Below are 25,014 nucleotides of genomic sequence, written 5' to 3'. Positions count from 1 at the left end.
GCCCGGGGCCCGGGCCCGGTCCCTAGAAGAGGGCGGGTCAGGCGGCGCGCATCTCTATCTGGCCGGGGGCGGCTCCCTCACTGCCGAAAACCAAGCGGCGGTTGGCGATCTTGTCGGTGAAGAAGCGGTCGTGGCTGACCACAACGACGGCGCCGGGAAAGTGCACGAGGGCGCGTTCCATCACCTGGGTGCTCGACATATCCAGGTGGTTGGTCGGTTCGTCGAGCAACAGCACCGAGGCGCCGGAAAGCAAACACTGGGCCATGGCCACGCGGGCGCGCTGACCACCCGAAAGAGCACCGATCTTCTGCTTGAGATCGGCCTCGCTGAACTGGAACATGGTCAGAAATCGGTTGACCGACTTTTTCGTCGCGGTGAGTGCAAGGCTGCCGGGCATGGCGTTGACGGCGTGACTGACGGTGTCGCTCGCATCAAGTTCAGCCAGAATCTGGTTGTACGAGACGACGCCGGCCCCGCTGGCCCAGGCAACCGAGCCGTGCTCCGCCGTCTCTTCGCCGGTGAGCACGCGCAGCAGGGTAGTTTTGCCGCTGCCGTTGCTGCCGAGCACCACGATTCGGTTGCCGCGGCGCACCTCAAAACTGAGGTTTTCGAACAAGAGTTTGTCGCCGTAGCTCTTGGCGAGGCCGTCGACCCGACACAGGACGTCCTTGACGTGCAGGTTGCCGTAGATCTCCGTGATGATCTGGTCGACTGGGCGCGGTGTGCGCGACTTCTTGATGTGGGCCAGTTGGTTGCCGAGCTGGCGGCTCTCGGCCTTGGCTGCTTCACGGCGGTCGGCGATGCCCTCCGCTTCGAAAGCGAGCAGCTCGGATTCATGCACGAACTGGGCCTCGAGCGTCTTGAGCCGAAACTGCTTCTGCACGATGTACTCGCCGAAGTTGCCGGGATACTCGTGCAGGTGAAAGTTCTCCACCTCGATGATGCGAGTGACGACAGCGTCCAGAAACTTGCGGTCGTGTGAGACCACGATGGCGGCGCCTTTAAAGCTCTTGAACCAGGCCTCGAGCCACTCAACGCCGGCCACGTCAAGAAAGTTGGTGGGCTCGTCAAGCAGCAGCACGTCGGGGGCTTGGAGCACGATTTTCGCCAGGGCTGCACGGTTGCGCCAACCGCCGGAGAGCTCGTCGATGGCGCAGACGCGGTGTGCCTCGTTAAAGCCGAGGGTGGTCAGGGCGGTGTCGATGTGGCGTTTGTACTCCCAGCCGTCGAGCCGGTCCATCTCCTCGAACAGTTCGCCCTGCCGGGAGATCAGCTGGTCGAGTTCAGAGCTGGCCGAAGAATCGAGGGCAATTGCCGCGTCGATCGCCGCGAGCTCGGCCTCAACCGCTTTCACGTCCACGAACAGCGCGTCGAGCACTTCGGTGATGGTCTGGGCGCCGTTGAGTTCGGAGAACTGGGAGAAGTAGCCGACCCGGATGTCGTCCTCAAGCGTGACCTCGCCGGTGTCGGGCGAGACCTGGTCGAGGATGAGCTTGAGAATGGTGGATTTGCCGGAGCCATTCTTGCCGATCAGGCCGACCCGGTCACGAGGTTCGAGGCGAAAGAACGCTTCGCGCAAAATCTGGGTGTTCTCAAAGCGGATGCTGACATCGTTCAGCCGGATCAGGCTCATGCGTGTTTCCTCTCAGGGCGCGCGGACATCCGCTTCGGCGTCGGGGCGAGCGCCCGGGAGGTCGAAGACTCACTCACGGTTCGGAGCGGAGCAGGAAGAATGGGGCCGGCCACGGGACTTGAACCCGTAACCCCCACTTTACAAGAGTGGTGCGCTACCAATTGCGCCAGGCCGGCATGAGGCGTAAGGCCTCAGTCCACCATCCTAAATCATTTCAGCGCTGGCACGGGCAACACCCAAGCGGATGCGCGTGGAGCGAGGTGGCGCATCCGCTTTGCGAAGTGGCACATTACCCGCCGGGGGTCGGCGTTGGCGTCGACGTGGAGTACGTCTCACCGAGGGCGACCTGCACGAAGGACGCAAACTCCTTCGGGTCTTCGAGTGACCCGGTATATGGCTTGCCATTGACCAGGATGGTCGGCGTTCCGATGATGGACTCCATCGAGGAATTGGGGATAGGACCGTCAAGCGCACGGTTGGTTGCCGCCGTCACCCAGGACTCGTAGGTGCCGTCCTCAATACATGAATTGATATTGGCGAGGGCCGTGCTCACACCGGATTCCCGGACGACAGCCTTGATCTCGTCGTTGCTGCGGCCGGGCGATGTCTCTTTGGGCTGGTCGACGAACAGGGCGGAACTGAAGGCGAAGAAATCATCCGGCGAATAATTGGCAACGCACGCTGCCGCGTTCGCCGCGCGCAGGGAGTACTTGGTGCCGGCGGATTTGCTCGTGAGAATGGCTACCGGGTGAATTTCGACTGTTGCAGCGCCGGACTCGACCCATTGAGCGATCTGATCATTGTTAGCGTCTTCGAAGTCGCCGCAAAGTGGGCAGAGGTAGTCGACGTAGACGCGAATGTTGGCGACGGCGCCGGTGGTATCCGGCTCGGACGGCCTCGGGTTCGCGTTGGGCTGCAATGCGGGCGTCAGAGCGGTGACCATGCCCTCGCCGATGAGCGCGCCGTCACTGGCCATGTTTTTAGGGCCCGGACCAGCCGGTTTGATTGAATTCACGATGATCACGGAAACCAAAACGACGATCGCGATGGCTGCGAGGGCGATGCCGCCTTGCAAAAATACCTTGTTGCGGCGGTCCTTTTTCTTTTGACTGACTCGAAGCTGCTTGGCTTTCACTCTGGCAGCGTCACGCCGCCGGTTTTTTGAGGGACTACCGTCGCCTGATCCGCCAATAGTCATAAAAGATCGCTTTCGAGAAGTGGGGGCGCACGTGAAGGCACCACTGAAATAGTAGGTCCCCTGACTGGGAAACGGCCAAACGGGGCGCGAACCCGCGCCGGGGCATCCGTCGTGTAATACTGGAACGATCGTGCGCTTTGGCCTGCGACGCAAAAATCCTATTCACAACGGATCGTCCGGCACGTTCCTGCCGGTGAAGGAGTAATAATCATGGCTTCAGTGACCTTTGACAAGGCAACGCGGCTTTACCCTGGTTCTACCAGGCCGGCTGTTGACCAGCTCGACCTGCAGGTCGCCGATGGCGAATTCCTGGTTTTAGTCGGCCCGTCCGGCTGTGGCAAGTCCACCTCACTGCGTATGCTCGCCGGCCTCGAAGAGGTCAATGACGGCAATATTTTCATCGGCGAGCGCAACGTGACGGATGTTCCGCCGAAAGACCGTGACATCGCCATGGTCTTTCAGAACTACGCGCTCTACCCGCACATGACCGTCGCCGAGAATATGGGTTTCGCGCTCAAGATCGCTGGCATCAACAAAGACGAGCGCGCCGCCCGCGTGCTTGAAGCGGCCAAACTGCTCGACCTGGAGCCCTACCTCAGCCGCAAGCCCAAGGCCCTCTCCGGCGGCCAGCGTCAGCGCGTTGCCATGGGCCGCGCAATCGTGCGTCAGCCGCAGGTGTTTTTGATGGATGAGCCGCTCTCCAACCTCGACGCCAAGCTGCGCGTGCAGACGCGCACCCAGATCGCGTCGCTGCAGCGCCGCCTCGGCGTCACCACCGTCTATGTAACCCACGACCAGACCGAGGCCCTCACCATGGGCGACCGGATTGCGGTTCTGAAGGACGGCGTCCTGCAGCAGGTCGGTTCGCCCCGCGACCTGTACGCGAAGCCGCAGAACGTGTTTGTGGCCGGCTTTATCGGCAGCCCCGCGATGAACCTGTTCCTGGCGGACACCGTCGATGGCGGCATCAAGTTCGGCACGGCGACCGTTCCCGTGCAGCGCGAGACACTCGCCAGCTCGACCGGCAAGAAGGTCACCGTTGGCATTCGCCCGGAGGACATCCAGATGTCGTCCGCCGCCGGCGACGGCCTGCAGATCGAGGTCGACCTGGTCGAGGAACTCGGCGCTGACGGCTACCTCTACGGTCACTCCACGATCGAGGGCAAGCGCACCGACATCGTCGCGCGCGTTGACGGACGGTCGCACCCGAACGCCGGCGAGACGGTGTACCTCACAGCCACGCCGAACCACCTACACGTGTTCGACGCCGAAAGCGGCCTGCGCCTCGGCGGCGCCGTCACCGACTAGTCAGTAACGTACAACGGCTGGAGGGGGTTCGCTCCCTCCAGCCGTTTGTTGTTTGTTAGGGTCAAATAATGAGCGGTTCACTCAATATCACGTCGGCCACAGTCGATCCTGCCCTGCTCGACCTGCCGTGGCAACTGCCCCTCGATGCCTGGCCAAATGAGAGCATCGCCTCGCTGCCCAAGGGCATCTCGCGCCACCTTGTGCGGTTCGCCCACCTGAGCGGGCGGGTGGTCGCCATCAAAGAGACCACGAGCGAGATGGCTAAGCGCGAATACGACATGCTGCGCACCCTGGCCAACCTGGAGATTCCCTGCGTTGAGCCGGTCGCGGTCATTACCAACAGAACAGATGCTGCGCTCGATCCGCTCAATTCGGTTCTGGTCACCCGTCACCTCAAGTTCTCACTCCCGTACCGAGCGCTGTACTCGCACGAGCTGCGACCGGATACCGCCACCCGGCTGGTCGACGCCCTCGCGGTGCTGCTGGTGCGCCTGCACATGATCGGTTTTTTCTGGGGAGACGTCTCGCTGTCGAATACCCTGTTTCGCCGCGACGCCGGCGCTTTCGCCGCTTACCTCGTCGATGCTGAAACCGGACAGCTGTACTCGGGCGGTCTGTCGAATGGTCAACGCGAAAACGACCTCGAGATCGCCAGAGTGAACATCGCTGGCGAGCTGATGGATCTGGAAGCTGGCGGTCGCGTCGCCGACGAGCTCGACCCGGTGCGCGTCAGCAACGGCATCGTCGCAGCGTACCGGCTGCTCTGGCAGGAACTTACTGGCTCCGAGTCCTTTTCCAACTCCGAACGCTGGCGAATTGCGCAGCGGGTGGAACGCCTTAACGATCTCGGCTTTGACATCGAAGAACTCGCCATCAAGACCGACAGCACGGGTTCAAGCGTGCGCATCCAGCCGAAAGTCGTCGACGCTGGCCACCATCAGCGCCGGCTACTGCGCTTGACCGGCCTCGACGCAGAAGAAAATCAGGCCCGCCGCCTGCTGAACGACCTCGACTCTTATCGGGCTGCCTACGGTGACCCCCGAGTTGACGAAGAGATGGTCGCGCACGAGTGGCTGGTGCGGGTGTTCGAACCGGTAGTGCGAGCTATTCCGGAGGAGCTGCGAGGCAAGCTCGAGCGGGCGCAGGTGTTTCATCAGTTGCTCGATCACCGCTGGTACATGGCGCAAAACCAGTCGCGGGATATTCCGCTCGCCGAGGCCGTCACTTCGTACGTGCAGGACGTACTGCGACACCGTCGCGACGAGGCGACCGTGATCGACCCGCTCACCGGGGCCATCACCCTGCCGATTCGCACGCAGCTCGGTGACGACGCGTCTGCTGACCCCGACGATGCCGACGACTGGATGCTCAAGGTCTAGCCGCCTTCGACCGGGCCCGGGCCCGGAAACGGGGCCCATGATAGATCATGGGCCCCGTTCCGTAAGGTGGGCCCAGACGCACCACGGTCGGATCGTGAGGCAGCGGGCATCCGCTACCGGATCAGGCGCGAGGGACGTCGTGCTCGGCCAGAAAATCATAGAATCGGCGCGGCGAGTAGGCCGTATCCCAGTCCCACCGATCGAAGCTCTTGGCAAACGGTCTCAGCAGATTCTCGCGATTCTTCTCGACAACGACCACATCACCCGGGTGCCGGTCGCCCAATATCGCGCCCCGGGTGTACTTGATTTTGCCGTCGAACTCCCCGATCTTGCGCACACCGCGCCAGAAGAAGTCGACCCAATACTCGTGGCCCTTCACCACGAAGCTCACCTGGAGTTCGGGAATCTCGAAGCCCAGTTCATGCAGGCGAACACGACTGAGCGACTCGCCCGGGTTGGCCGAGAGGGGATTCGCGAATTCAATGACGCGGCGAACCTGGGCGCCTCCGCTGCGCGGATTGACACTCGCGAGTTCGGCATATAACGCGTCTTTGGTCAGTGCCGGGGTACCAAGGGTGCCCCGGCGGCGTTCCACCTGAACGCGCTCCTGGTCCACTCGTAGTGCGTGGTCCATCATCGTGACGCCGACGAGGAAAATCGAGCTGGCGGCCACGTCGATGAGGGTGCGGGGAAGGCTGGTGACTGCGCATCCGTTCACCATGACGGTTTCGGGCTCGGCTACGCTCCTATGACTCGTGGTGAATCGGGCGCTGCTCCCGCCGGCGGTGTCATTGTTTATCGCGTGCACGACCTGCGGCCATGGGCCAATGATGGGCAGGTCGTGCAGCACCGCCGCCGAATGATGCGAAAGCACCAACGGCTGCTCGGCTGCGAGAACCGTGGCGCGTACGAAGAGTCGATACCGGTCCGCGCTGTGACCTCCGCGCCAAGCAGCGCCCAAGATATAGATTCCACGACGGATGCGCACCAGCTCGCCACTCGCGAGGAGTGCGCGCACTGCATGGGTGGTGAGTCCCGACGCGCGCAGGGATGCGGCATGAATGAGGCCCTCGTTGCGGGCATTTAGTAGATCCAGGCTGTCAAGCATGGTTGATTCTGACCGGGCACGGGTCTCGAGCGTCGAGCAGTCGGCGAATCTGTGGAATATCGGCGGCGGCATCCGCCGGGGAGGACGAGCCGCGGGCGTGGCGCGCGGGCGTGGCACGCCCCGCCCCGCGGCGCCCGCCGGGCCCACCTTATGGAACCGGGCCCACGATCTATCATGGGCCCGGTTTCCGGGCCCGGGCCCGGTCCAAAAAAGGGGAGAAAGGGGCTAGAGCTTTGCTGCGGCCTTTGCCTGCTTGATCTGGGCACGGAGACGGGCCACCTCATACAGGGTGACGCCGACAGCGATTCCGGCGTTGAGCGACTCGGTCGCCGCGCTGATGGGAATCGAGACGATCGCGTCGCAGGTCTCGGTGACGAGGCGGGACAGGCCCTTGCCCTCGCTGCCTACGACGATCACGATCGGGCGCTCGGCGAAGCCGGTACCAAGGTCGGGCAGTGACACGTCGCCGTCGCCGTCGAGTCCGAGCACGAACACTCCCTGCGCCTTGAGCGCCTTGAGCGTCTGGGTGAGGTTGCTCGCCATCGCGACGGGCGTGCGAGCGGCCGCGCCGGCGCTGGTCTTCCAGGCTGAGGCGGTCACACCGACCGAGCGGCGCTGCGGCACGATGATTCCGTGGCCACCGAACGCAGCGGTCGAGCGGATGATCGCGCCCAGGTTACGCGGGTCGGTGATGCCGTCGAGGGCCACGAACAACGGCTTGTGGCCGCGGCTGATGGTGAGTTCGAGCAGTTCCATCGGGTGCGCGTACTCGTAAGCGGGAACCTTGAGCGCGAGGCCCTGGTGCACGGCGTCGCGACCGGCGAGACGGTCGAGTTCGGGGCGCATGACCTCGAGAATGGGAATGTTGCGGCTCGTCGCCATGAGCAGCACCTCTTTTACCCGCTCATCCATCTCGATGCGCGCGGCAATATAGAGGGTCAGCGCGGGGATCTTCGCCCGCAGCGCCTCGAGCACCGAGTTGCGGCCGGTGACAATCTCGTGCTCGTCAATCTGCTGCGCCCGACGCGTCGAGGATCCGCCGCCGCCGCTGTTACCGGTGCCGCGCTGGGGTGCACCCTGCGAGGCGCCGCGGGCGCCGCCACGAGGAGCCCCGCCACGCGCCGGGGTACCGCCGCGGGCGCCGCCCCGGTTGGCGGAAGCATCCGCTGCGGGCCGCGAGTTGAAGCCGCCGGCCGCGGTGAACCGTTCGGCAGCCGCCTTGCGCTTGCCAGCGGGGTGGTACGGACGGTCTTCGGCCTTGGGGGTGGGCTTTTTACCCTCGAGCGCCTGACGGCCCTGGCCGCCGGAGCCGACCTGGGCTCCACGGCTGCCCTTGCGCACCGCTCCGGTACGCGATTTGCGGTCTAAGTTCTTCATCAGTCAAAACTCCAATGGGCACCCGACGGGGTGTCTTCGATGGTGATTCCGGCGGCGACGAGTTCGTCCCGGATTCGGTCTGCGGCCGCATAGTCGCGGTTTTCCCTGGCAAGGTTGCGGTCGCCGAGCAGTCGCTCGACCAACGCACTCAGGGCCACCATGGCCGGTTCGTCTGTTGCCACGGCCCAGCCGGGCGACAAAGGGTTGATTCCAAGCACTTCGCTCATCGCGAGTACTTCACTGCGAGCGGATGCCGCAGCGTGCAGGTCTTCGGCATCGAGCGCGGCGTTGCCGGCGCGCACGGTGTCGTGGAGCACGCCGAGCGCCTGTGGAACGGCGAGGTCGTCGTCCATGGCAGTGGCGAAATCCTCGGGCACGACCTCGACGCCGCTCCCGGCGAACCGGGTGCCGGCCAGCCGGCGATCGGCCCGGTCGAGAAAGCTTTCGACGCGCTCAAGGGCTGCTTCGGCCTCGGCGAGGGATCCATCGTTGTAGTCGATGGTGGAGCGGTAATGGGCAGCGCCGAGAAAGTAGCGCACGACGATGGCGCGGGCCTGGTCGAGCAGTTCGGCCGCGAACACCGAGTTGCCGAGCGACTTGGACATCTTCTGCCCGTTCACGTTGACCAGGCCGTTGTGCACCCAGTAGTTCGCGAAGTCGCTGCCGGCCGCTGTCGACTGTGCCAGCTCATTCTCGTGGTGCGGAAACCGCAGGTCGAGGCCGCCGCCGTGAATGTCGAAGTGGTCGCCGAGGTAGCGGGCGGCCATGGCGGAGCACTCGATGTGCCAGCCCGGGCGGCCCTGGCCCCATGGCGAGGCCCACGCGGCTGAGGCGGGCTCGCCGACCTTGGCCCCCTTCCACAGGGCAAAATCGCGCGGGTCGCGTTTGGCCCGGGGTGAGGCGTCTGTTGCCGCTTCCATATTGCCCGGCGACTGGTGGGTGAGGGCACCGTAAGCCGCCCAGCTGGCACTGTCGAAGTAAACATCGCCGGATTCGTCGGGGGCCGCATAAGCGTGGCCGCGGTCGATCAGGGTTGCGATGATGGTCTGCATCTCGGTGATGCTCGCCGTCGCGCGCGGCTCATAGGTGGGCGCAAGAATGCCAAGACGCTGGTAGCCGGCGGTGAACTCGAGCTCGAAACGGTAGGCGAGGGCCCACCACTGCTCGCTGGACCCGGTCGCGTTGATCAGAATCTTGTCGTCAATGTCTGTGACATTGCGTACAAAGGTGACGTTCAGTCCGCGGTAGCTGAGCCAGCGACGAAGCTGGTCGTAGACCAGGGCGCTGCGCAGGTGACCGATGTGCGGGCTGGACTGCACGGTGGGTCCACACACGTACATCGAGACCTGCCCCGCTTCGAGGGGGACAAAGTCGCGCAGGGCCTGCGCCTTCGAATCGTACAGTTGCATGGTCACGCCTCCCAGTTTAGGTCAGGGGTCTGACCCGGCTCGGGCAGGGGGGCGGGCGCGGCCACCTGCCCGGCAAATCGCCCTGCACGGGGTGCGGGGTAAACCAATGCGGTCGCCGTCGCCGCCACGCCTTCAGAGCGGCCGGTGAAGCCGAGCGTGTCGGTCGTCGTCGCGCCAATATTGACCGGTGCAGAGAGAATGCCGGCGAGTCGCGTTTCGGCTTCGCCTCGACGCGGTGAAAATTTAGGACGATTGCCGATAATCTGCACCGAAACATTGCCAATGAGATAGCCGGCTGCGGCGACCAGGCGCACGGTTTCGGTGAGGAAAGTCTCGCCGTGCGCACCGGTGAACCGGGGGTCGGCCGTGCCGAAAACGCTGCCGATATCGCCGAGTCCGGCGGCGCCGAGCAGGGCATCACAGATGGCGTGGCAGGCGACATCGCCGTCACTGTGGCCGCTGAGCCCGCGCTCCCCCGGCCAGTGGAGGCCGGCCAACCAGAGTTCGGTCGTGTCGTCGGCCGCGAAGGCGTGCACGTCGAGGCCGGTGCCGATGCGCGGAAGGATCTGAGGCTGTGGTTCGCCCAGCGCAGCTTGCAAAATCAGCTCGGCACGTGCGAGATCTTCGGGGGTCGTGATCTTGAAGGCGAGCTGGTGGCCGGGGATAACGCTTACCGGGAGCCCGGCGTCCGCGACGAGCGCCGCATCGTCGGTGAGGGCTTCGAACCGGCCGTTCTGCGCGGCCCAGGTGTGGGCCTCCGCGAGCATTGAGCGCGGAAAGCCTTGCGGGGTCTGCACCGCGGAGAGCTCAGAACGATCGACGGTTCCGAGGATGGCGCCGGAATTGGCGATGCGCTTAATGGTGTCGACCAGGGGCAACCCCGGAATAATGCCGTGTCCAGTGGAGCGCACCGCAGCGACGACCTCGTCGCAGAGGGCGGCCGGGGTGAGTGCGCGCGCGGCGTCGTGCACGAGCACGATGTCGATGCTCGGTATCAGTGCACTCATGCCGCGATCGACCGAGTCCTGGCGAGTGCGCCCGCCGCCGACGATGGTGACCGTGCGCGAAGGAGACGCGGCGGGGCCGGACGCCGGCCGGTTGGTGGAAACGGGCGCCTCGTGACGTGCAGCGACCTGAGCGGCAATGCCTCGGGCATACGTCAGCCGGTCACTGGGAGCAACCACGATGATCTGCACGGCCTCACGCATTCTAAAAATCGAATCCAAGGCACGCTCCAGGAGGGGGCGCATTTGTAGCGGAACGAATGCTTTAGGCTCGGCGTGACCGAGGCGCGAACCACTGCCGGCGGCCACGACGATGACGGCAACCGAGGGCGCAGCCGATAGTGCTGGTGAATCAGTCATATCTGGAGGGTATCTATCTGAGCATCAGGCTGGAAAGTATGGTCGGGACAAGCATGCAAAAGGCGACGCCTGTCGGCGCCGCCTCTCACGAAGCACATTGGTCGAGCTAGATAGTTCGGAAGTTCACGAAGCCAGAACCTCGTCGAGTACGGTAGACGCCTTCTCTTCGTCAGTCTTTTCAGCCAGGGCCAGCTCGCTGATCAGAATCTGCCGAGCCTTGGCCAGCATCCGCTTTTCACCGGCGGACAGGCCACGGTCCTGGTCGCGGCGCCACAGGTCGCGCACCACCTCTGACACCTTGATTACATCGCCGCTGGCCAGCTTTTCGAGATTGGCCTTGTACCGGCGGGACCAGTTCGTGGGCTCTTCGGTGAACGGAGCCCGCAGCACTTCGAAGACCTTGTCGAGGCCGTCTTGGCCAATGACATCGCGAACGCCGACAAGATCGACATTTTCGGCGGGAACCTCGATAGTCAAATCACCCTGGGTGACATTCAACTTGAGGTACAGCTTCTCTTCACCCTTGATGATGCGGGTCTTCACCTCGGTGATCATCGCCGCGCCGTGGTGGGGATATACGACAGTTTCGCCAACCTCAAACAGCATGGATGTGATCCCTTCAGCGACCCCGAGTTTACCACAGCTAAGAGGTGCTACAGTACGCGCGCCCCCGCGAGGCACGTCGGCGACAATTGCGCACCTACCCGCGCCGCTAAGCTAGTGACAAAGTGAATTTTGCAGCGCCGGCCCTTGCCGACCGCTGCTTCAGTAAGTGGAGGTCTTGTGAGAGCGCGCATCGCTGCATCCGTCGTCTTGGCGGCTGGCATTCTATTGGGCACGAGCGCGTGCGGGTTCTTCGCAGCGCCGGCCACCTCGATCGCCTACAACGCCAGCGACGGCGTTAGCGGCGAGGTGGGCGAGATTCACATTCGCAACGCCATGTTGTTCTCCACCGATGGCGAGCTGGCCAACCTGGTCGTCTCCGTGGTGAACCCGACGGACTCCGTGCAGAGCCTGCTCGTGCAGTACGAGTCGAGCACCGGAAAGGTCTCGCAGAACGTTCCGGTCGAGCCCAATACGACCGTGACCTTCGGCACTGACGGCGCGGCCTCGGTGGTTCTGGAGAACATGGACAGCCAGCCCGGCTCGCTGTTTCCGGTGTTCTTTCAGTACGGCGAAGAGACCGGCATCGAGCTACTGCTGCCCGTACTGACCGGTTTTCAGGAAGAATACGACGGATTACTGCCGACGATCGCACCGACCGAGACTCCAACACCGTCGGCCACGCCCGCCGCGTAACCTCACGACGTCTCACTCAGGCCGCCGTCCCTTATGGGTCGGCGGCCTGAAGTGTATTCGGGCTACGCTTCGAATCGGTAGCCGAGCCCGCGCACAGTGACGAGCATGACCGGTTCGGAGGGTGCAGCCTCGATTCGCGAGCGGATGCGTTTGATATGCACGTCGAGCGTTTTGGTATCGCCGAAATAGTCGGTGCCCCAGACCCGGTCGATGAGCTGACCGCGGGTGAGCACACGCCCGGCGTTCCGTAACAAAAATTCGAGGAGTTCGAATTCTTTTAACGGCATATTGACGAGCTCACCGGAGACGGTCACGGCGTGCCGCTCCACGTCCATGCGCACCGTGCCTGCCGTGAGCATGGTGTCCACGTCGGTTGCGCTCTGGTCTTCGTGCCGCCGCAGCACCGCGCGAATGCGGGCAACCAGTTCACGAGTGGAATAGGGCTTGGTGACATAATCGTCGGCGCCCAGTTCGAGCCCGACGACGATATCGATCTCGGAATCCTTTGCCGTGAGCATGATAATCGGCACGGTCGAGCGGGTGCGTATATCCCGGCACACCTCGGTGCCCGGAATGCCGGGCAGCATCAGGTCGAGCAGAATAAGGTCGGTGCCGTTCTGGTCGAACTCGCTGATCGCGCTCGGGCCGTCTTCGGCAACGACGACCTCATAGCCCTCACGTTCGAGCAGGAAGCTGAGCGGCTCGCTCAGTGCGCTCTCGTCTTCAACTAAGAGGATGCGTGTCATAGTGTGTCTCCTGCGGCCGCACGGGCGACCGGTCGCGGTTTGTTCGGGCGTGGTTCGATGATCGGTACAGCCGCCTCCGGAAGGCGGATGGTGAAGGTAGATCCGCTGCCCGGCTGTGACCAGACGCGAATGTCGCCGCCGTGGTTCTGCACGACGTGCTTGACAATGGACAAGCCGAGGCCGGTACCGCCGGTGTGCCGCGAGCGAGCCTGGTCGACGCGGAAGAAGCGTTCGAACACCCGGTCGAGGTCGCTCTCGGCGATGCCGACTCCCTGGTCGGTAACGGTGATCTCGACGATGCCCTTCTGCAGGCGCACGCCGACGCCGACTCGCGACCCCTCGAGGGAATAGTTCACCGCGTTTGCGACGAGATTGTGAACGGCGACGATGAGTAGGGCTTCGTCACCGAAAACCCGGGCCCCAGACTTCTTGCCGATGACGATCGTGATGCGCTCGGCCTCGGCGACGACCCGACTTTGATCGACCGCTGCGGCGACGATGTCGTCCACGCTGAGAATCTCCGGTTCGGCGAGGGCGTCCTGCGCTTGCAACCGGGACAGTTCGATAATCTCCTGGGTGAGGCGGCCGAGCCTGGCCGACTCTGTCGTTAACCGGTTGGCAAAGCGGCGAACCTGCTCCGGTTCATCCGCTGCCTGGTTGAGAGCCTCGGCGAGCAGACCGACGGAGGCGATGGGAGTTTTCAGTTCGTGGCTGATATTGGCCACGAAGTCGCGGCGCACCTCGTCGAGGCGAAAGGCTTCGGTGCGGTCTTCGGCCAGCAGCAGCACGTAACGGGTGCCGAGCCGGGCCAGGCGCACCCGAAATCGCATACTCGCGTCGCCGAACGGACCGCGGGAGAGCACCAGGTCTTCGGAGATCGGGTCGCCGGTCTGCCGTACCCGACGGGCGAGTTCAAGCAGTTCGGGGTGCACGAGCTGCTGGTTCCAGACCAGGCCCAGAGTGAGGGCGCCCGGGCTGGTCTTGATGACGTTGTTCGACGGGTCGAGCACAACGCCAGCTGTCTCGAGGGCGTCGAGCACCTGATCGATACCGTCGGGCACAGCGGGGTTGACGACATCCGCAGCGCGGCGACCGTGACGCTCGGCGACGTGCACGAGCGACACGAAGCCGGCGCCAACACCGAGCCCGAGTGCCAGCGACAGCAACACCAGCCACGTCGATTCCATCTCTACAGATTACTGACAGTATCTGCCCGTCGTTCGCAACGCACCTACGCCTGGCCCTGTACTTTAGTAAGTGTTCAAGTGGGCGGCACCTGCCGTTAACCTAAATTCGACATCATAAACCGGTGACCAAAGCTGGTCACATAGATCGTGCGTGTTCGCGCGGCCGGAAGGACCACCCCTATGCGCGATGTATTCCAACAAGAACTCGCCGAAGTTCAACAGCGACTCGTCGACATCGCCCGGCTCGTCGCGATTTCTATGGACAAAGCAACACGCGCCTTCAACGAGAGCGACGTGAGCCTCGCCGAAGAGGCCATCACCGAAGACGAGAAGATCGACGAACTCACCGTTGAGCTCGATGAACTCGCCATCACCATTCTCGCGCGCCAGCAGCCGGTCGCCCGCGACCTGCGCATCGTGGTCAGTGCCTTGCGCATCAGCGCCTCCCTCGAGCGGATGGGCGACCTCGCCACCCACATCGCCCAGCTGGCCCGCTACCGATTTCCCGACAAGGTCATCCCCAAGGGGCTGCGCAGCACCTTCGCCGAGATGGGCGCCCTCGACGTAGTCATCGCAAACATGCTCACCCAGTTGCTCACCAACCAGGACATGCAGCTCGCCGAAAAGATTCGCAACGAAGACGACAAGGTCGACGCCCTGCACCTGAGCGTGTTCGACGCCGTGCTCGGCGAAACCTGGAAGGGACTGGCCGCCGACACCGTCGACGCGACCCTGGCCAGCCGGTACCACGAACGTTTCGCTGACCACGCAGTCTCCATCGCGAAGAAGGTGCAGTACCTCGGTACGGGCGCCTGGCACCAGGACGACCACGCCTGATCATCTGGTAACGACTCGGATGCGCGCGCCCGGTTTCGGTGCGGGTGTCCGTTTGCGGTGCGGGGATCCGGTTGGGTGACCACACGAGATGCGCGCGCCCGGTTTCGGTAGTCGCTACAGTAACCGGCGCAGCGCCCACCGAAATGAGGCGCGGCCACGAGGCGTGGGGTGCCGCAGGCATCGAAATCCTGTCACCAGCCCCGAAGCCGGCACTCCGGGTCCGTTTCCGCTAGTTCACCGAGGCGCCACTCGCATAACTCCTGCAATGTGCGCCCCGACGAATTTTCGACCGCAGGATTACACGGTACTTGTGCCGGCGTCCGACAATTTGCACGAGTTATGCGCCTAAAGAAGTGCGCCGGGTGGCCGATTTAGCCAGCGAAACTACTTCTTGTTGCCCTGGGCGGCGACGGCGGCCGCACCGGCCGCAGCGGCTTCGGGGTCGAGGTACTGCCCGGGGCCCAGCGGCATAAGGTCTTCGCCGAGCTGGTAGACGAGCGGAATTCCGGTGGGAATGTTCAGCTCGGCGATATCGGCATCGCTGATTCCGTCGAGGTGCTTGACCAGGGCACGCAGGGAGTTGCCGTGCGCCGTGACCAGTACGGTTTTACCCGCGCGCAGGTCGGGCGCGATGTCGGACTGCCAGTAGGGCAGCATCCGCTCGACGACGTCTTTGAGGCACTCGGTGCGGGGCAGGTCGGGGCCGAGGTCGGCGTAGCGGGCGTCGTGCGCCTGCGAGAACTCGCTCGAGTCGTCGAGCACGGGCGGCGGGGTGTCGTAGGAGCGGCGCCAGAGCATGAACTGTTCCTGGCCGAATTTGGCCTGGGTCGCGGCCTTGTCAAGGCCCTGCAGCCCGCCGTAGTGGCGTTCATTGAGACGCCACGAGCGCTTCACCGGGATCCACGAGCGGTCAGCTTCTTCGAGCGCCAGGTTCGCGGTCTGGATAGCGCGGGAGAGCAGGCTGGTGTGCAATACGTCCGGCAGCAGGCCGGCATCCTTCAGCAGCACGCCAGCGCGCGCGGCTTCGCTGGCGCCCTGTTCGCTGAGGGGAACGTCCACCCAGCCGGTGAACAGGTTCTGCTGGTTCCAGGTGCTTTGGCCGTGGCGGAGAAGGACGAGTGTGTAGGGGGCAGGCATGTGCCCACTCTATCGAGCGCCGGGGCGGACTCAGTGACCGGGCGTGCGAATGCCGAGGCGGGGCAGGCGGGGGATGTCGGCGACGGACCCGGCCGACTGCGGCACGATGATCTCCTGGCTGGCCGAGATGACGATGCCCTCGGACTCGACGTAGAGCGTCGACGCAGCCGGGATGGTGCGCTTGATCACCGCGAGCGCGATCGGCCCGAGCTCGTAGTGGATTCCGCTCGAGGTGATGACGCCAACGGTAACCCGCTCGGCTTCTTGCTCTGGCCTGACACGGTCGGCCTGCACCGAGTCGCCGGGGGCGGGCAGTACGCCCTCGGATCCGTCGAGGTGAAGCATGACCAGCCGGCGCGGCGGGTGGCCGAGATTGTGCACCTTCGCGACAGTTTCCTGTCCGCGGTAGCAGCCCTTGCTCAGGTGCACGGCGGTGCGCAGCCAGTCCAGCTCGTGCGGGATGGTCTTCTCATCGACCTCGCGCGCCCGGCGCGGCCGCCAGGCCGCGATGCGCAGCGCTTCGAGGGCGAGGAGACCTGCGGGTTTCACTGGCGAAGCGGATGCGGCGGCGAGGGCATCGGCGGGCGCGGCTCCGGGTGCTGCGGCGGTTTCAGCAAGCGCGGGCGTGACGGTCACGGTTCCGGCGGCGAGGGCATCGCGGAGGGCCGGGAGACTGGCCCGGGGCACGAGGGTTTCCGTGTAAGTCCAGTGGGTTCCGGGGTGCTCGGGAGTTTCGGCATACTGGTAGCCGCCGCGGGCAACTTCGGCCCACGGGTCGCGCCAGGTCAGGGGCACGTCGTTCGGGGCGGCGGGGAAGAGGCCGACGGTGGCGGGAGCATCCGTCATGGCGCCGATCGTGGCGTAGGCCAGAGTATGGTCGACGACCTGCACGCGCAGCATGAACTTCATGCGGTCGAGAAACTTCTGCAGGCCGGGCAGCTCGGCCGCCTCGATCAAAAGCCAGGTCTCGACGCCATCGTCGAGCACGCGGATGGCGTACTCGAGACGTCCGGTGGGGTCGAGCAGCAGCATTTCGGTGGATTCGCCCGGCTTCATGCTTTTCAATTCCTGGCTGGCGATGGAATTGAGCCAGGTGAGTCGGTCGGGGCCGGAGACGGAGAGCACGCCGCGGTGGGAGAGGTCGACGATGGCGCCACCGGCAGCGAGGGTGCGCTGCTCGATCATGGGGTTGCCGTAGTGCGCGGCGACGCCGGCATCGATTCCTTCGGCCTGAACCGCGCCGGGTAGGCCGAGCAGCGGGGAGGAGGTCAGGGCCGGGTCAGTCATGTCGCTCAATTCTGCCGGCCCGGGTTGAGGGGCGGCGATCGTGCTTCGGTGCGTTGGTCATCCGTATCAACANGTCATCCGTATCAACAGTACGGCCGCGCGATTTATTCGGGTGAGCGCGGGGCGGGTGAGCGCGGGGCGGGTGGGCGCGGCGGGTGAGGTGCGCGACCGGGCCCACTTTAGGGAACCGGGCCCATGATCTAGCATGGGCCCCGTTTCCGGGCCCGGGCCCGGTCAGAAGCGAGTGCGAGGGGGCTATTGCACTCGGGCGAGGCGGCCGGAGGCGTGGGTGCGCAGGTCCTGGCCGAGGGCGGCGATGTCCCAGGCCCAGAGCAGGTGGTTGTCGACCAGGCCGTAGAGTCGGGTGGCGGCGGCGTAAGGCTTGGCGCCCGCAGTGCGGAGCACGGCATCCGTTGCCAGATCGATGCGCGGGCCCTTGACCTGGCCGAGGTAGAGCTCGGCGACACCACCGGGGTGCACGAGGGTGACCTCAATGTCGAAGCCGCCATCCCTGTTGCGCAGCGTTTCGACAGCAGCCGCCGAGGTGAACGGACGCTCGCCGGTGCCGGGCAGCATCCCGGGGCCCGGATCGCCGTCACCCTGGTGACGGCTGAGCCGCCAGTATCCGGTTTCGGTGACCAACGGTATTTTCTCGTCGGACATCATCTCGGGGGGCAGCGCCGGGGGCAGTAGTGCGGCCGCGGCATTTTCTGCGGCGCCGGGGTACGTGCCAGCGGATGCGGCGGCATCCGTTTCTGCAGAAGCAACCTCGGGCTCGAGCCAGGTGTAGGAGCTGTAGTTCAGGTGTGGCAGGCCGTCCTGGCTGAAGCTGATGCGGTGGCCGAAGGTTTTACTGACCGACTCTTCACCGATTTTGTATTCGAGCACACCGGAGCCTTCCCAGACCCCGATCAACCACGAGAGTGGAACGAGTTCGGACGGCAAGCCGACCGGCAGGTCAATCATGCGTGGTTACCGCTGCCCCCGGAACAGCTTGAACACGACTATGCCCGATACCCAGGCGATCGACAAGCTGGCCAGTCCGAGCAGGCCCAGGAAGAAAAGTTCTAGCGCTAACAGATCCATGCTGCGAGTCTAGTGCGAGCGGTCAGATCGAGACGACGACCGTGGCCACCACCAGAATGACGATGGCTCCGGTGATGCTCATGGTGACCCGTTTGACGTAGCCCTCTTTGGTGCGGGTGGCGATCTGCAGGCCCAGCGTGACGAGGGTACAGACGGCCAGGGTAAGGCCGATCCAGCTGATCGCGGACCCGTCGGTGGCGAGAATCGCGGTCAGAATTGCGCCCGCAATTGCCAGTACCCACACGGTCGCGATCGTTTTCCAGTGCCAGTTCACGTCTCTATTCTGCCTGACCGCCCGTGTTCCATGGCACGCTAGTATGAAATTCGAGATGCTTGGAGGGCGCCCGTGGCGCAGTTGTTGATCCTGACCTCGGCGGCCAACAATGATGTCCTCCCCGCCCTGGCATTGCTGTCGCACAGCGCGAGGCTGATTCCCGCCCAGGCGGACCAACTCATCAATGCGCCCGATTCGGACCTCATCCTGGTCGATGCCCGCAGCAATCTCGCCGCGGCCAAGTCGCTCTGCCAGATTCTGCGCACCATGGGCAGCTCCATTCCCCTGCTGCTGGTGATCACCGAAGGCGGCCTCGCCGCTGTCAGCCCCGATTGGGGCGTCGACGACGTCATTCTCGACACGGCCGGCCCCGCCGAAGTGGATGCCCGAATCCGCTTGACCGCAGGCCGCCTCGCTCGCACGGAGCCGTCGAACACGATTCGCGCCGCCGGAGTCGTCATCGACGAGGCGAGCTATTCGGCGAAAGTGCACGGCAAGCCGCTCGACCTCACCTATAAGGAGTTCGAGTTGCTGCGGTTTCTGGCGGCGCATCCAGCACGCGTTTTCACCCGCGAACAACTGCTGAGCGAGGTGTGGGGCTACGACTACTTTGGTGGAACCCGCACGGTTGACGTGCACGTGCGGCGCCTGCGCGCCAAGCTCGGCGACCAGGAGTCGCTCATTGGCACGGTGCGCAACGTGGGCTACCGTTTCAATGTGCACGAAGAGAACGATGAACGGGTTCCCCATTCTGTCCGCGCTTAGTACAGCGGATGCCGCTGGGCTGGCTGCCTTTCACCAGGTCGCCGATTCCGCGCTGGCCTTCGACGGCTACGCGCCGTTCAACGAGCAGGCTCTGTATGACCTGCAGTCGGGCCATCGCACCGCCTATCTGGTGCGCACGAACGAACTCGTCGTCGGGGCGTCGCTGTCAGGACACGGCGAGATTGACCTCGTGATCAGCCCGGCCTATCGGCGGCGCGGGTTCGGGCGCACAGCGGCGCGCGAACTCGCCCAGGCCGAGCCGAACGACGTGACGGCCTGGTCGCACGGCGATCATCCGGCCGCCCGGGCGCTCGCCAACGAGCTCAACTTCGTCGCTGCGCGAACGTTGCTGGAGTTGCGCAGGCCGCTGCTCGACGAGGTGGAGGCATCCGCTCTACCCAGTGGCGAAAGTATCTCGGCATTCCGGGTGGGCATTGACGAGCCGGAGTGGGTGGCGCTCAACGCGCTCGTGTTTGCAACGCACCCGGAACAGGGTGCCATCACCGAGTCCGACCTCGCGGCGCGGCAGGCGGAGTCGTGGTTCAACGCCGACGACTTTCTGATTTTGCACAACGCAGCAGGCGACATGATCGGCTACAACTGGCTCAAGGTCGACGGGGCGATCGGCGAGATCTATGTGGTCGGGGTGCATCCGGATGCCGCTGGCCGCGGCCTCGGACGAGTACTCATGCAGGCCGGCCTGCACCGCCTGGCCGAGGCTGGTTGCACCACCGCCTCGCTCTATGTCGAGGCCGACAGCCTCGGCCCGGTGCACCTGTATCGGGCGCTTGGTTTTGTCGACCACACGGTTGACGTGCAGTACCGTCGCTTCGCGAACTGACGGCGCCGTACCCGCCGTCGCGGGTGCATAACTCCTGCAAATTCTCGAACGCCGCCGCAAGTTCCGCATGATTTAGCGGACGGAAAAGTGGCGGCCCACCAATTGCAGGAGTTATGCGCGCGGCGCGGCGCCACTGCGGTGCGACGTAATACTGAGCACGCGACGCGGCGGAAAGTCAACAGCCCAGAGATTATTTCGCCAGACGTTCACCCCGTTCGTCGCGGCGGCGCGACCAAGGGTGTCAGGATGGTCAGATGGACGGCGAAATCACCCAAGCAGACTCGGGACTCACAGATTACGATGACGATTTCGACCCACTCATCGAAAAACTTGACCCGGCGCTGCCCGACGACCGCTACCTTGACCGCGAACTGAGCTGGCTCGCCTTCAATCAGCGCGTGCTCGAACTGGCCGAAGACGAGAGTCTGCCGGTGCTGGAACGCACAAACTTTTTGGCCATCTTCGCCAGCAACCTCGACGAATTCTTTATGGTGCGTGTTGCCGGTTTGAAACGCCGCATTCTCACCGGGCTCGCGGTGCCGACCAACGTGGGTCGAGCCGCCCAGGATGTGCTCAGCGACATCTCGGCCGTCGCCCATGCCCTGCAGGATCGCCACGCCCTCGCCTTTCAAAAACTCGTGCGCCCCGCCCTCGGCGAGGCCGGGATTGAAGTCGTCGACTGGCAGAGCCTCGATGACTCCGATCGTCGTTCACTCCGTACCTACTTTTCTAACCAGATTTTTCCGGTGCTGATGCCCCTCGCGGTTGATCCGGCGCATCCATTTCCTTATATTTCAGGCCTGTCGCTCAACCTGGCCGTGCGGGTGCGCAACTCCAAGACCGGCAAGCAGGAGTTCGCCCGGCTCAAGGTGCCACCCATGCTGCCGCGCTTCGTGCGAGTCGACCGCCGGGAGTCAGTTGAGCGCATTCGGTACATCGCGCTGGAAGATCTCATCGCCAACCAGCTCGGCGACCTGTTTCCGGGCATGGAGATTTTGGAACACCACGTGTTTCGGGTTACCCGCAACGAAGACGTCGAGATTGACGAAGACGAAACCGAGAACCTGATCAAAGCGCTCGAGAAAGAGCTGCTGCGACGCCGGTTTGGCCCGCCGATTCGGCTCGAGATCACCGAAGATATGGACGACGTCACCCTCGGCCTGCTCGTGCGCGAACTCGACGTGACCGAGCAGGAGGTCTACCACCTGCCAGCCCCGCTCGACCTCGGTGGATTGTTCGACCTTCGCATCGACCGGCCCGACCTGCACTTCGCCAAGCACGTGCCGACCACGGCGGCCCAGCTGCTGCCGAGCGAGCCGAACGCCGAGCAGGACATCTTCGCAGCGGTCGCCAAGCACGACGTGCTGCTGCACCACCCTTATGAGTCGTTCGCGACGAGCGTGCAGGCATTTCTGGAGCAGGCTGCGGCCGACCCGAACGTGCTCGCCATTAAACAGACGCTGTACCGCACCTCGGGCGACAGCCCCATCGTCGAGGCACTCATCGCCGCCGCCGACAGCGGCAAGCAGGTGCTCGCGCTGGTTGAGATCAAGGCCCGCTTCGACGAACAGGCCAACATCACCTGGGCTCGCAAGCTCGAGAAGGCCGGCGTGCACGTGGTCTACGGCCTGGTCGGCCTGAAAACGCACTGCAAGCTCGCCCTCGTGGTGCGCTATGAGAAGGGCGTGTTGCGGCACTACAGCCACGTCGGCACCGGAAACTACAACCCCAAGACCAGCCGCATCTACGAAGACCTCGGCCTTCTGACAGCGGATCCCCAGGTCGGCAAGGACCTCACCCGCCTGTTCAACGAGCTGTCGGGTTATGCCATCGAGAAGAAGTTCAAGCGCCTGCTGGTGGCTCCGTTGCACCTGCGGAAGGCTTTGCTCAAGCACATCGCCATCGAGACCCACAACGCGCTCGAGGGCAAGACGAGCGGCATCCGCATCAAGGTCAACTCCATGGTCGACGAGGACATCATCGACGCGCTGTACCGGGCCAGCCAGGCCGGCGTACAGGTCGATGTCTGGGTGCGCGGCATCTGCAGCCTGCGACCCGGCGTCGCGGGCATGAGCGAGAACATTCGGGTGCGGTCGATTCTGGGCCGGTACCTGGAACACTCGCGCATCTTCTCCTTCCACAGCCTCGGCGGCACCCAGGTGTACATCGGCAGCGCCGACATGATGCACCGCAACCTTGACCGCCGGGTCGAGGCGCTCGTGCGGCTGGTCGATCCAGAGCACCTGATCGAGATCGATAATCTGTTCGAGCGAGCGATGGATCCGCGCACGTCAAGCTGGTGGCTCGACGAGACCGGCCAGTGGACCCGCCACGACGTCGACGAAAACGGTGTGCACCTAAGCGACATGCAGAACAAGCTGATGCAGCAAATCGGTGCGCGCAAGCGGCCGACCGGACGACGCTAGTGGCCGTCAAGGCTATCGACCCCGCCGTGTACGCCGCCGGTGCTGTCTGCTGGCGGCTGGTCGAGGGGCGCGTGCAGGTGCTGCTGATCCACCGCACGGTACATGGCGACGTAACCATTCCCAAGGGCAAGGTGGACCCGGGCGAGACGCTGCCCCGTACCGCGGTGCGCGAGGTCGCGGAGGAGACCGGGCTGGCCGTGGCCCTCGGAGTTCCGCTCGGGGTGTCGCACTACGACATGCCCGACGGCCGCACCAAGATCGTGCACTACTGGGCCGCCGAGATTACCCCCGACGCCATCGCACAATCCACCTTTGTGCCCAACGGCGAGGTCGCCGCCATTGAATGGGTCACCATCAAGAAGGCGCGTACCTATCTGAGCTACCCAGCCGATGTCACCATTCTCGAGGCGTTCTCCGCTCTGGTCGATGCCGGTGTGACCCGCACGTTCGCACTGATCTCCCTGCGGCACGGCAAAGCGGCGGCGCGCACCGGCGCCTTGCCCGACGCGCGTCGTCCGCTGACCGCTCGCGGCGTGAAGCAGGCGGCGAGCCTGGTCGACACGATCACGGCGTGGCGCCCACTGCGCATTATTTCGAGCACGGCAACGCGATGTGTCACGACGGTCGCTCCGCTGGCCGCCGCCACGGGTATTCCCATCAAGCAGAGCGAGCTGATCAGCCAGGACGCTCTCGAAAGCGGCGAAGCGGATGTTCGCACCGTCGTCGGCAAGCGCGTGCGGGCCCGCAAGACGGCCGTGCTCTGCAGCCACGGACCGGTACTCCCGGAGATCATGCGGGAGATCGCGCTGGCGACGGGCAGCCAGACGTCGGCTGCGCTGTTCGACGCCGCGGATCTGGACACGGGCGGGTTCTCTATCGTGCACCTGTCGTCGGAGAACCCGGCTGCTGGCATCCTCGCGATAGAGACGTACCCCGCGACGGCCTAGTCCAGCTGCACGGTCACGCATCCGCTGGTCACGCGCGCCGAGACCACCCGAACTGGGGACACAGACGCGGCAAGCGTTATCTCTCGTTTACCTCCCGTTTACCAATAGGTCGAGCGATGGTTACTTCAAATCTCTAACCTCGTACACGGGCCAGCACCGGCTTGTATAAGCAAACACAGTCTTGTCAAAACCCTGAAAGGGAATACACGTGAACTTCAAGCGTTTCGGCCGCCCCGCGGTCATCGCCATTGCCGCAGGCCTCGCTCTTTCGTCCTGTGCAGCAAACGAAGGCGCCGCCCCGGCGGCCGACGAAGCATCCGCCAGCACCCTCACCGGAACCCTCAACGGCGCCGGCGCCAGCTCGATGGATGCCGCCCAGCAGGCCTGGATCGCCGGCTTCCAGACGGCCAACACCGGCGTCACGATCAACTATGAGCCCTCCGGCTCCGGCGGCGGCCGCGAAGCCTTCATCGCCGGCGGTACCGACTTCGCCGGCAGCGACTCCTACATGAGCACCGAAGAACTCGCCGGTACCTTTGCCTCCTGCGCTCCCGACAGCAAGGCCGTCGACCTGCCGGTCTACATCTCCCCCATCGCCGTGATCTTCAACGTCGATGGCGTTGACGAACTCAACATGGACGCTGACACGCTCGCCAAGATCTTCTCCGGTGCAATCACCACCTGGGACGACGCGGCTATCGTTGCGCTGAACCCCGACGCAACGCTCCCCTCCGATATCATTCACGCCGTGCACCGCTCGGATGACTCGGGTACCACCAAGAACTTCACCGACTACCTCGGCCAGGCCGCACCCGACGCATGGGCCGAAAAGGCCTCTGACACCTTCCCGTTCCCCGGCGAAGGCGCGAAGGGCACCTCGGGCGTCGTTGACGCTGTCACCAACGGCACGAACATGATCGGCTACGCCGACGCTTCGCAGGCCGGCACGCTCAGCACCGCCAAGCTCAAGGTCGGCACTGACTTCGTGGCCTACACCCCCGAGGCCGCGGCCGAGGTTGTTGCCGGATCGCCCCTCGTGGCCGACCGCGCAGCCGATGACCTCGCGCTCGACCTGAACCGCAAGACCACCAACCCGGCGGAATACCCGCTGGTACTGGTGAGCTACGCGATCGTCTGCAACGAGTACGCCGATACAGCACAGGGCGAGCTCGTCAAGGCCTACATCGAGTACATCGCCAGCGCTGCCGGCCAGGCCGTCGCTGAGGAGTCTGCCGGCGTTGCACCGCTGACCGACCAGCTCGAAGCCGACGTCGCCGCGGTTCTCGCGACCGTCAAGTAACAACTTCACACACCTGCCCGGTCTGTTCTCGCACACCTGCGAGGGCGGATCGGGCAGACTGGGGTGTACGGCCAGTTGCGTCCAGCCGCATGGCACCCCCGTTTCA

General features: G+C 64.4%; 22 protein-coding genes and 1 tRNA gene. 9 read left to right on the top strand and 14 right to left on the bottom strand.

Annotated features, from left to right (window positions below):
• Positions 1 to 37: 37 nt before the first annotated feature.
• From CXY70_RS09045 to CXY70_RS09035, 3 genes are all read right to left on the bottom strand, one after another.
• Positions 38 to 1,633 (bottom strand): ABC-F family ATP-binding cassette domain-containing protein, encoded by a 1,596-nt coding sequence (locus CXY70_RS09045; RefSeq protein WP_104192051.1) that lies wholly within the window; start codon positions 1,631 to 1,633, stop codon positions 38 to 40.
• Positions 1,634 to 1,733: 100 nt separating this feature from the next.
• Positions 1,734 to 1,809: transfer RNA gene (locus CXY70_RS09040), tRNA-Thr, on the bottom strand.
• Between the two features lie 113 nt (positions 1,810 to 1,922).
• The gene (locus tag CXY70_RS09035; RefSeq protein WP_233205856.1) at positions 1,923 to 2,768 is read right to left on the bottom strand and encodes a thioredoxin domain-containing protein; all 846 of its coding nucleotides are present in this window, start codon (positions 2,766 to 2,768) and stop codon (positions 1,923 to 1,925) included.
• Positions 2,769 to 3,041: 273 nt separating this feature from the next.
• Here CXY70_RS09035 and CXY70_RS09030 point away from each other — a divergent pair, with 273 nt between their 5' ends.
• Both CXY70_RS09030 and CXY70_RS09025 read left to right on the top strand, forming a co-directional pair.
• Positions 3,042 to 4,139, top strand: a complete 1,098-nt coding sequence (locus CXY70_RS09030; RefSeq protein WP_104192049.1) for an ABC transporter ATP-binding protein — start codon at positions 3,042 to 3,044, stop codon at positions 4,137 to 4,139.
• Between the two features lie 68 nt (positions 4,140 to 4,207).
• Positions 4,208 to 5,518 carry a DUF4032 domain-containing protein gene (locus tag CXY70_RS09025; protein WP_104192048.1) on the top strand — a complete coding sequence of 437 codons (1,311 nt, stop codon included), beginning with the start codon at positions 4,208 to 4,210 and terminating at the stop codon, positions 5,516 to 5,518.
• Between the two features lie 121 nt (positions 5,519 to 5,639).
• Here CXY70_RS09025 and CXY70_RS09020 read toward each other — a convergent pair whose 3' ends face one another.
• The 5 genes from CXY70_RS09020 to CXY70_RS09000 form a co-directional block, all read right to left on the bottom strand.
• Entirely contained in the window at positions 5,640 to 6,626 is a 987-nt protein-coding gene (locus tag CXY70_RS09020; RefSeq protein WP_158250949.1) for a type IV toxin-antitoxin system AbiEi family antitoxin domain-containing protein, read from the bottom strand.
• A gap of 225 nt (positions 6,627 to 6,851) precedes the next feature.
• Positions 6,852 to 8,003, bottom strand: coding sequence for a 23S rRNA (guanosine(2251)-2'-O)-methyltransferase RlmB (gene rlmB / locus CXY70_RS09015; RefSeq protein WP_104192046.1), 1,152 nt, complete (start codon positions 8,001 to 8,003; stop codon positions 6,852 to 6,854).
• Entirely contained in the window at positions 8,003 to 9,418 is a 1,416-nt protein-coding gene (gene cysS / locus CXY70_RS09010; RefSeq protein WP_104192045.1) for a cysteine--tRNA ligase, read from the bottom strand. The genes rlmB and cysS overlap by 1 nt, the downstream gene beginning before the upstream one ends.
• Complete coding sequence (gene ispD / locus CXY70_RS09005; RefSeq protein ID WP_104192044.1) at positions 9,415 to 10,776, bottom strand: 2-C-methyl-D-erythritol 4-phosphate cytidylyltransferase; 1,362 nt, start codon at positions 10,774 to 10,776, stop codon at positions 9,415 to 9,417. The genes cysS and ispD overlap by 4 nt, the downstream gene beginning before the upstream one ends.
• Before the next feature lie 123 nt (positions 10,777 to 10,899).
• A complete protein-coding gene (locus CXY70_RS09000; RefSeq protein ID WP_104192043.1) occupies positions 10,900 to 11,382 on the bottom strand; it encodes a CarD family transcriptional regulator in 483 nt (160 codons plus the stop codon).
• A 177-nt stretch (positions 11,383 to 11,559) separates the two neighbouring features.
• On the opposite strand from CXY70_RS09000, the gene CXY70_RS08995 reads away from it, so the two are divergent.
• Positions 11,560 to 12,075 (top strand): hypothetical protein, encoded by a 516-nt coding sequence (locus CXY70_RS08995; protein WP_104192042.1) that lies wholly within the window; start codon positions 11,560 to 11,562, stop codon positions 12,073 to 12,075.
• A gap of 62 nt (positions 12,076 to 12,137) precedes the next feature.
• Here CXY70_RS08995 and CXY70_RS08990 read toward each other — a convergent pair whose 3' ends face one another.
• Together CXY70_RS08990 and CXY70_RS08985 are read right to left on the bottom strand one after the other, a co-directional pair.
• Positions 12,138 to 12,821, bottom strand: a complete 684-nt coding sequence (locus tag CXY70_RS08990) for a response regulator transcription factor (RefSeq protein WP_104192041.1) — start codon at positions 12,819 to 12,821, stop codon at positions 12,138 to 12,140.
• Complete coding sequence (locus tag CXY70_RS08985) at positions 12,818 to 14,008, bottom strand: cell wall metabolism sensor histidine kinase WalK (protein ID WP_104192040.1); 1,191 nt, start codon at positions 14,006 to 14,008, stop codon at positions 12,818 to 12,820. Before CXY70_RS08985 ends, CXY70_RS08990 begins: the two co-directional genes overlap by 4 nt.
• Positions 14,009 to 14,188: 180 nt before the next feature.
• Here CXY70_RS08985 and phoU point away from each other — a divergent pair, with 180 nt between their 5' ends.
• A complete protein-coding gene (gene phoU / locus CXY70_RS08980; protein WP_104192039.1) occupies positions 14,189 to 14,845 on the top strand; it encodes a phosphate signaling complex protein PhoU in 657 nt (218 codons plus the stop codon).
• A 384-nt stretch (positions 14,846 to 15,229) separates the two neighbouring features.
• On the opposite strand, the gene CXY70_RS08975 is transcribed toward phoU, so the two are convergent.
• The 4 genes from CXY70_RS08975 to CXY70_RS08960 all read right to left on the bottom strand — a co-directional run bounded on the left by CXY70_RS08975 (position 15,230) and on the right by CXY70_RS08960 (position 18,629).
• Positions 15,230 to 15,982, bottom strand: a complete 753-nt coding sequence (locus tag CXY70_RS08975; protein WP_104192038.1) for a phosphoglyceromutase — start codon at positions 15,980 to 15,982, stop codon at positions 15,230 to 15,232.
• Positions 15,983 to 16,012: 30 nt separating this feature from the next.
• Complete coding sequence (locus tag CXY70_RS08970; protein ID WP_369852313.1) at positions 16,013 to 17,278, bottom strand: folate-binding protein YgfZ; 1,266 nt, start codon at positions 17,276 to 17,278, stop codon at positions 16,013 to 16,015.
• A gap of 246 nt (positions 17,279 to 17,524) precedes the next feature.
• Positions 17,525 to 18,235, bottom strand: coding sequence for an FABP family protein (locus CXY70_RS08965; protein WP_104192036.1), 711 nt, complete (start codon positions 18,233 to 18,235; stop codon positions 17,525 to 17,527).
• 142 nt (positions 18,236 to 18,377) lie between these two features.
• The gene (locus CXY70_RS08960) at positions 18,378 to 18,629 is read right to left on the bottom strand and encodes a hypothetical protein (RefSeq protein WP_104192035.1); all 252 of its coding nucleotides are present in this window, start codon (positions 18,627 to 18,629) and stop codon (positions 18,378 to 18,380) included.
• Between the two features lie 72 nt (positions 18,630 to 18,701).
• Between CXY70_RS08960 and CXY70_RS08955 the strand changes: the two genes are divergently transcribed.
• From CXY70_RS08955 to pstS, 5 genes are all read left to right on the top strand, one after another.
• Entirely contained in the window at positions 18,702 to 19,394 is a 693-nt protein-coding gene (locus CXY70_RS08955) for a response regulator transcription factor (protein WP_104192034.1), read from the top strand.
• Positions 19,363 to 20,235, top strand: coding sequence for a mycothiol synthase (gene mshD / locus CXY70_RS08950; RefSeq protein WP_104192033.1), 873 nt, complete (start codon positions 19,363 to 19,365; stop codon positions 20,233 to 20,235). Before CXY70_RS08955 ends, mshD begins: the two co-directional genes overlap by 32 nt.
• A gap of 254 nt (positions 20,236 to 20,489) precedes the next feature.
• On the top strand, positions 20,490 to 22,661 hold the full coding sequence (locus tag CXY70_RS08945; RefSeq protein WP_104192032.1) for an RNA degradosome polyphosphate kinase: 2,172 nt from the start codon (positions 20,490 to 20,492) through the stop codon (positions 22,659 to 22,661).
• Positions 22,661 to 23,608, top strand: coding sequence for an NUDIX hydrolase (locus CXY70_RS08940; RefSeq protein WP_233205855.1), 948 nt, complete (start codon positions 22,661 to 22,663; stop codon positions 23,606 to 23,608). Before CXY70_RS08945 ends, CXY70_RS08940 begins: the two co-directional genes overlap by 1 nt.
• A gap of 208 nt (positions 23,609 to 23,816) precedes the next feature.
• Entirely contained in the window at positions 23,817 to 24,908 is a 1,092-nt protein-coding gene (pstS, locus tag CXY70_RS08935; protein ID WP_104192031.1) for a phosphate ABC transporter substrate-binding protein PstS, read from the top strand.
• Positions 24,909 to 25,014: the final 106 nt, after the last annotated feature.

The sequence above is a fragment of the Cryobacterium sp. Y82 genome, from assembly GCF_002929495.1.
Lineage (GTDB): Bacteria > Actinomycetota > Actinomycetes > Actinomycetales > Microbacteriaceae > Cryobacterium > Cryobacterium serini.
The sequence above is the reverse complement of the archived record's forward strand: the minus strand, read 5'-3'. Positions and strand labels throughout refer to the sequence as shown.

What these genes read in the sequence shown, in the direction of transcription:
- CXY70_RS08985 (WP_104192040.1), bottom strand. Translation starts at nt 14,008, where the DNA reads ATGGAATCGACGTGGCTGGTGTTGCTGTCGCTGGCACTCGGGCTCGGT.
- mshD (WP_104192033.1), top strand. Translation starts at nt 19,363, where the DNA reads ATGAACGGGTTCCCCATTCTGTCCGCGCTTAGTACAGCGGATGCCGCT.
- CXY70_RS09000 (WP_104192043.1), bottom strand. Translation starts at nt 11,382, where the DNA reads ATGCTGTTTGAGGTTGGCGAAACTGTCGTATATCCCCACCACGGCGCG.
- CXY70_RS08945 (WP_104192032.1), top strand. Translation starts at nt 20,490, where the DNA reads ATGGACGGCGAAATCACCCAAGCAGACTCGGGACTCACAGATTACGAT.
- CXY70_RS08990 (WP_104192041.1), bottom strand. Translation starts at nt 12,821, where the DNA reads ATGACACGCATCCTCTTAGTTGAAGACGAGAGCGCACTGAGCGAGCCG.
- CXY70_RS09045 (WP_104192051.1), bottom strand. Translation starts at nt 1,633, where the DNA reads ATGAGCCTGATCCGGCTGAACGATGTCAGCATCCGCTTTGAGAACACC.
- CXY70_RS09025 (WP_104192048.1), top strand. Translation starts at nt 4,208, where the DNA reads ATGAGCGGTTCACTCAATATCACGTCGGCCACAGTCGATCCTGCCCTG.
- CXY70_RS08975 (WP_104192038.1), bottom strand. Translation starts at nt 15,982, where the DNA reads ATGCCTGCCCCCTACACACTCGTCCTTCTCCGCCACGGCCAAAGCACC.
- CXY70_RS09020 (WP_158250949.1), bottom strand. Translation starts at nt 6,626, where the DNA reads ATGCTTGACAGCCTGGATCTACTAAATGCCCGCAACGAGGGCCTCATT.
- ispD (WP_104192044.1), bottom strand. Translation starts at nt 10,776, where the DNA reads ATGACTGATTCACCAGCACTATCGGCTGCGCCCTCGGTTGCCGTCATC.
- phoU (WP_104192039.1), top strand. Translation starts at nt 14,189, where the DNA reads ATGCGCGATGTATTCCAACAAGAACTCGCCGAAGTTCAACAGCGACTC.
- rlmB (WP_104192046.1), bottom strand. Translation starts at nt 8,003, where the DNA reads ATGAAGAACTTAGACCGCAAATCGCGTACCGGAGCGGTGCGCAAGGGC.
- CXY70_RS08965 (WP_104192036.1), bottom strand. Translation starts at nt 18,235, where the DNA reads ATGATTGACCTGCCGGTCGGCTTGCCGTCCGAACTCGTTCCACTCTCG.
- CXY70_RS09030 (WP_104192049.1), top strand. Translation starts at nt 3,042, where the DNA reads ATGGCTTCAGTGACCTTTGACAAGGCAACGCGGCTTTACCCTGGTTCT.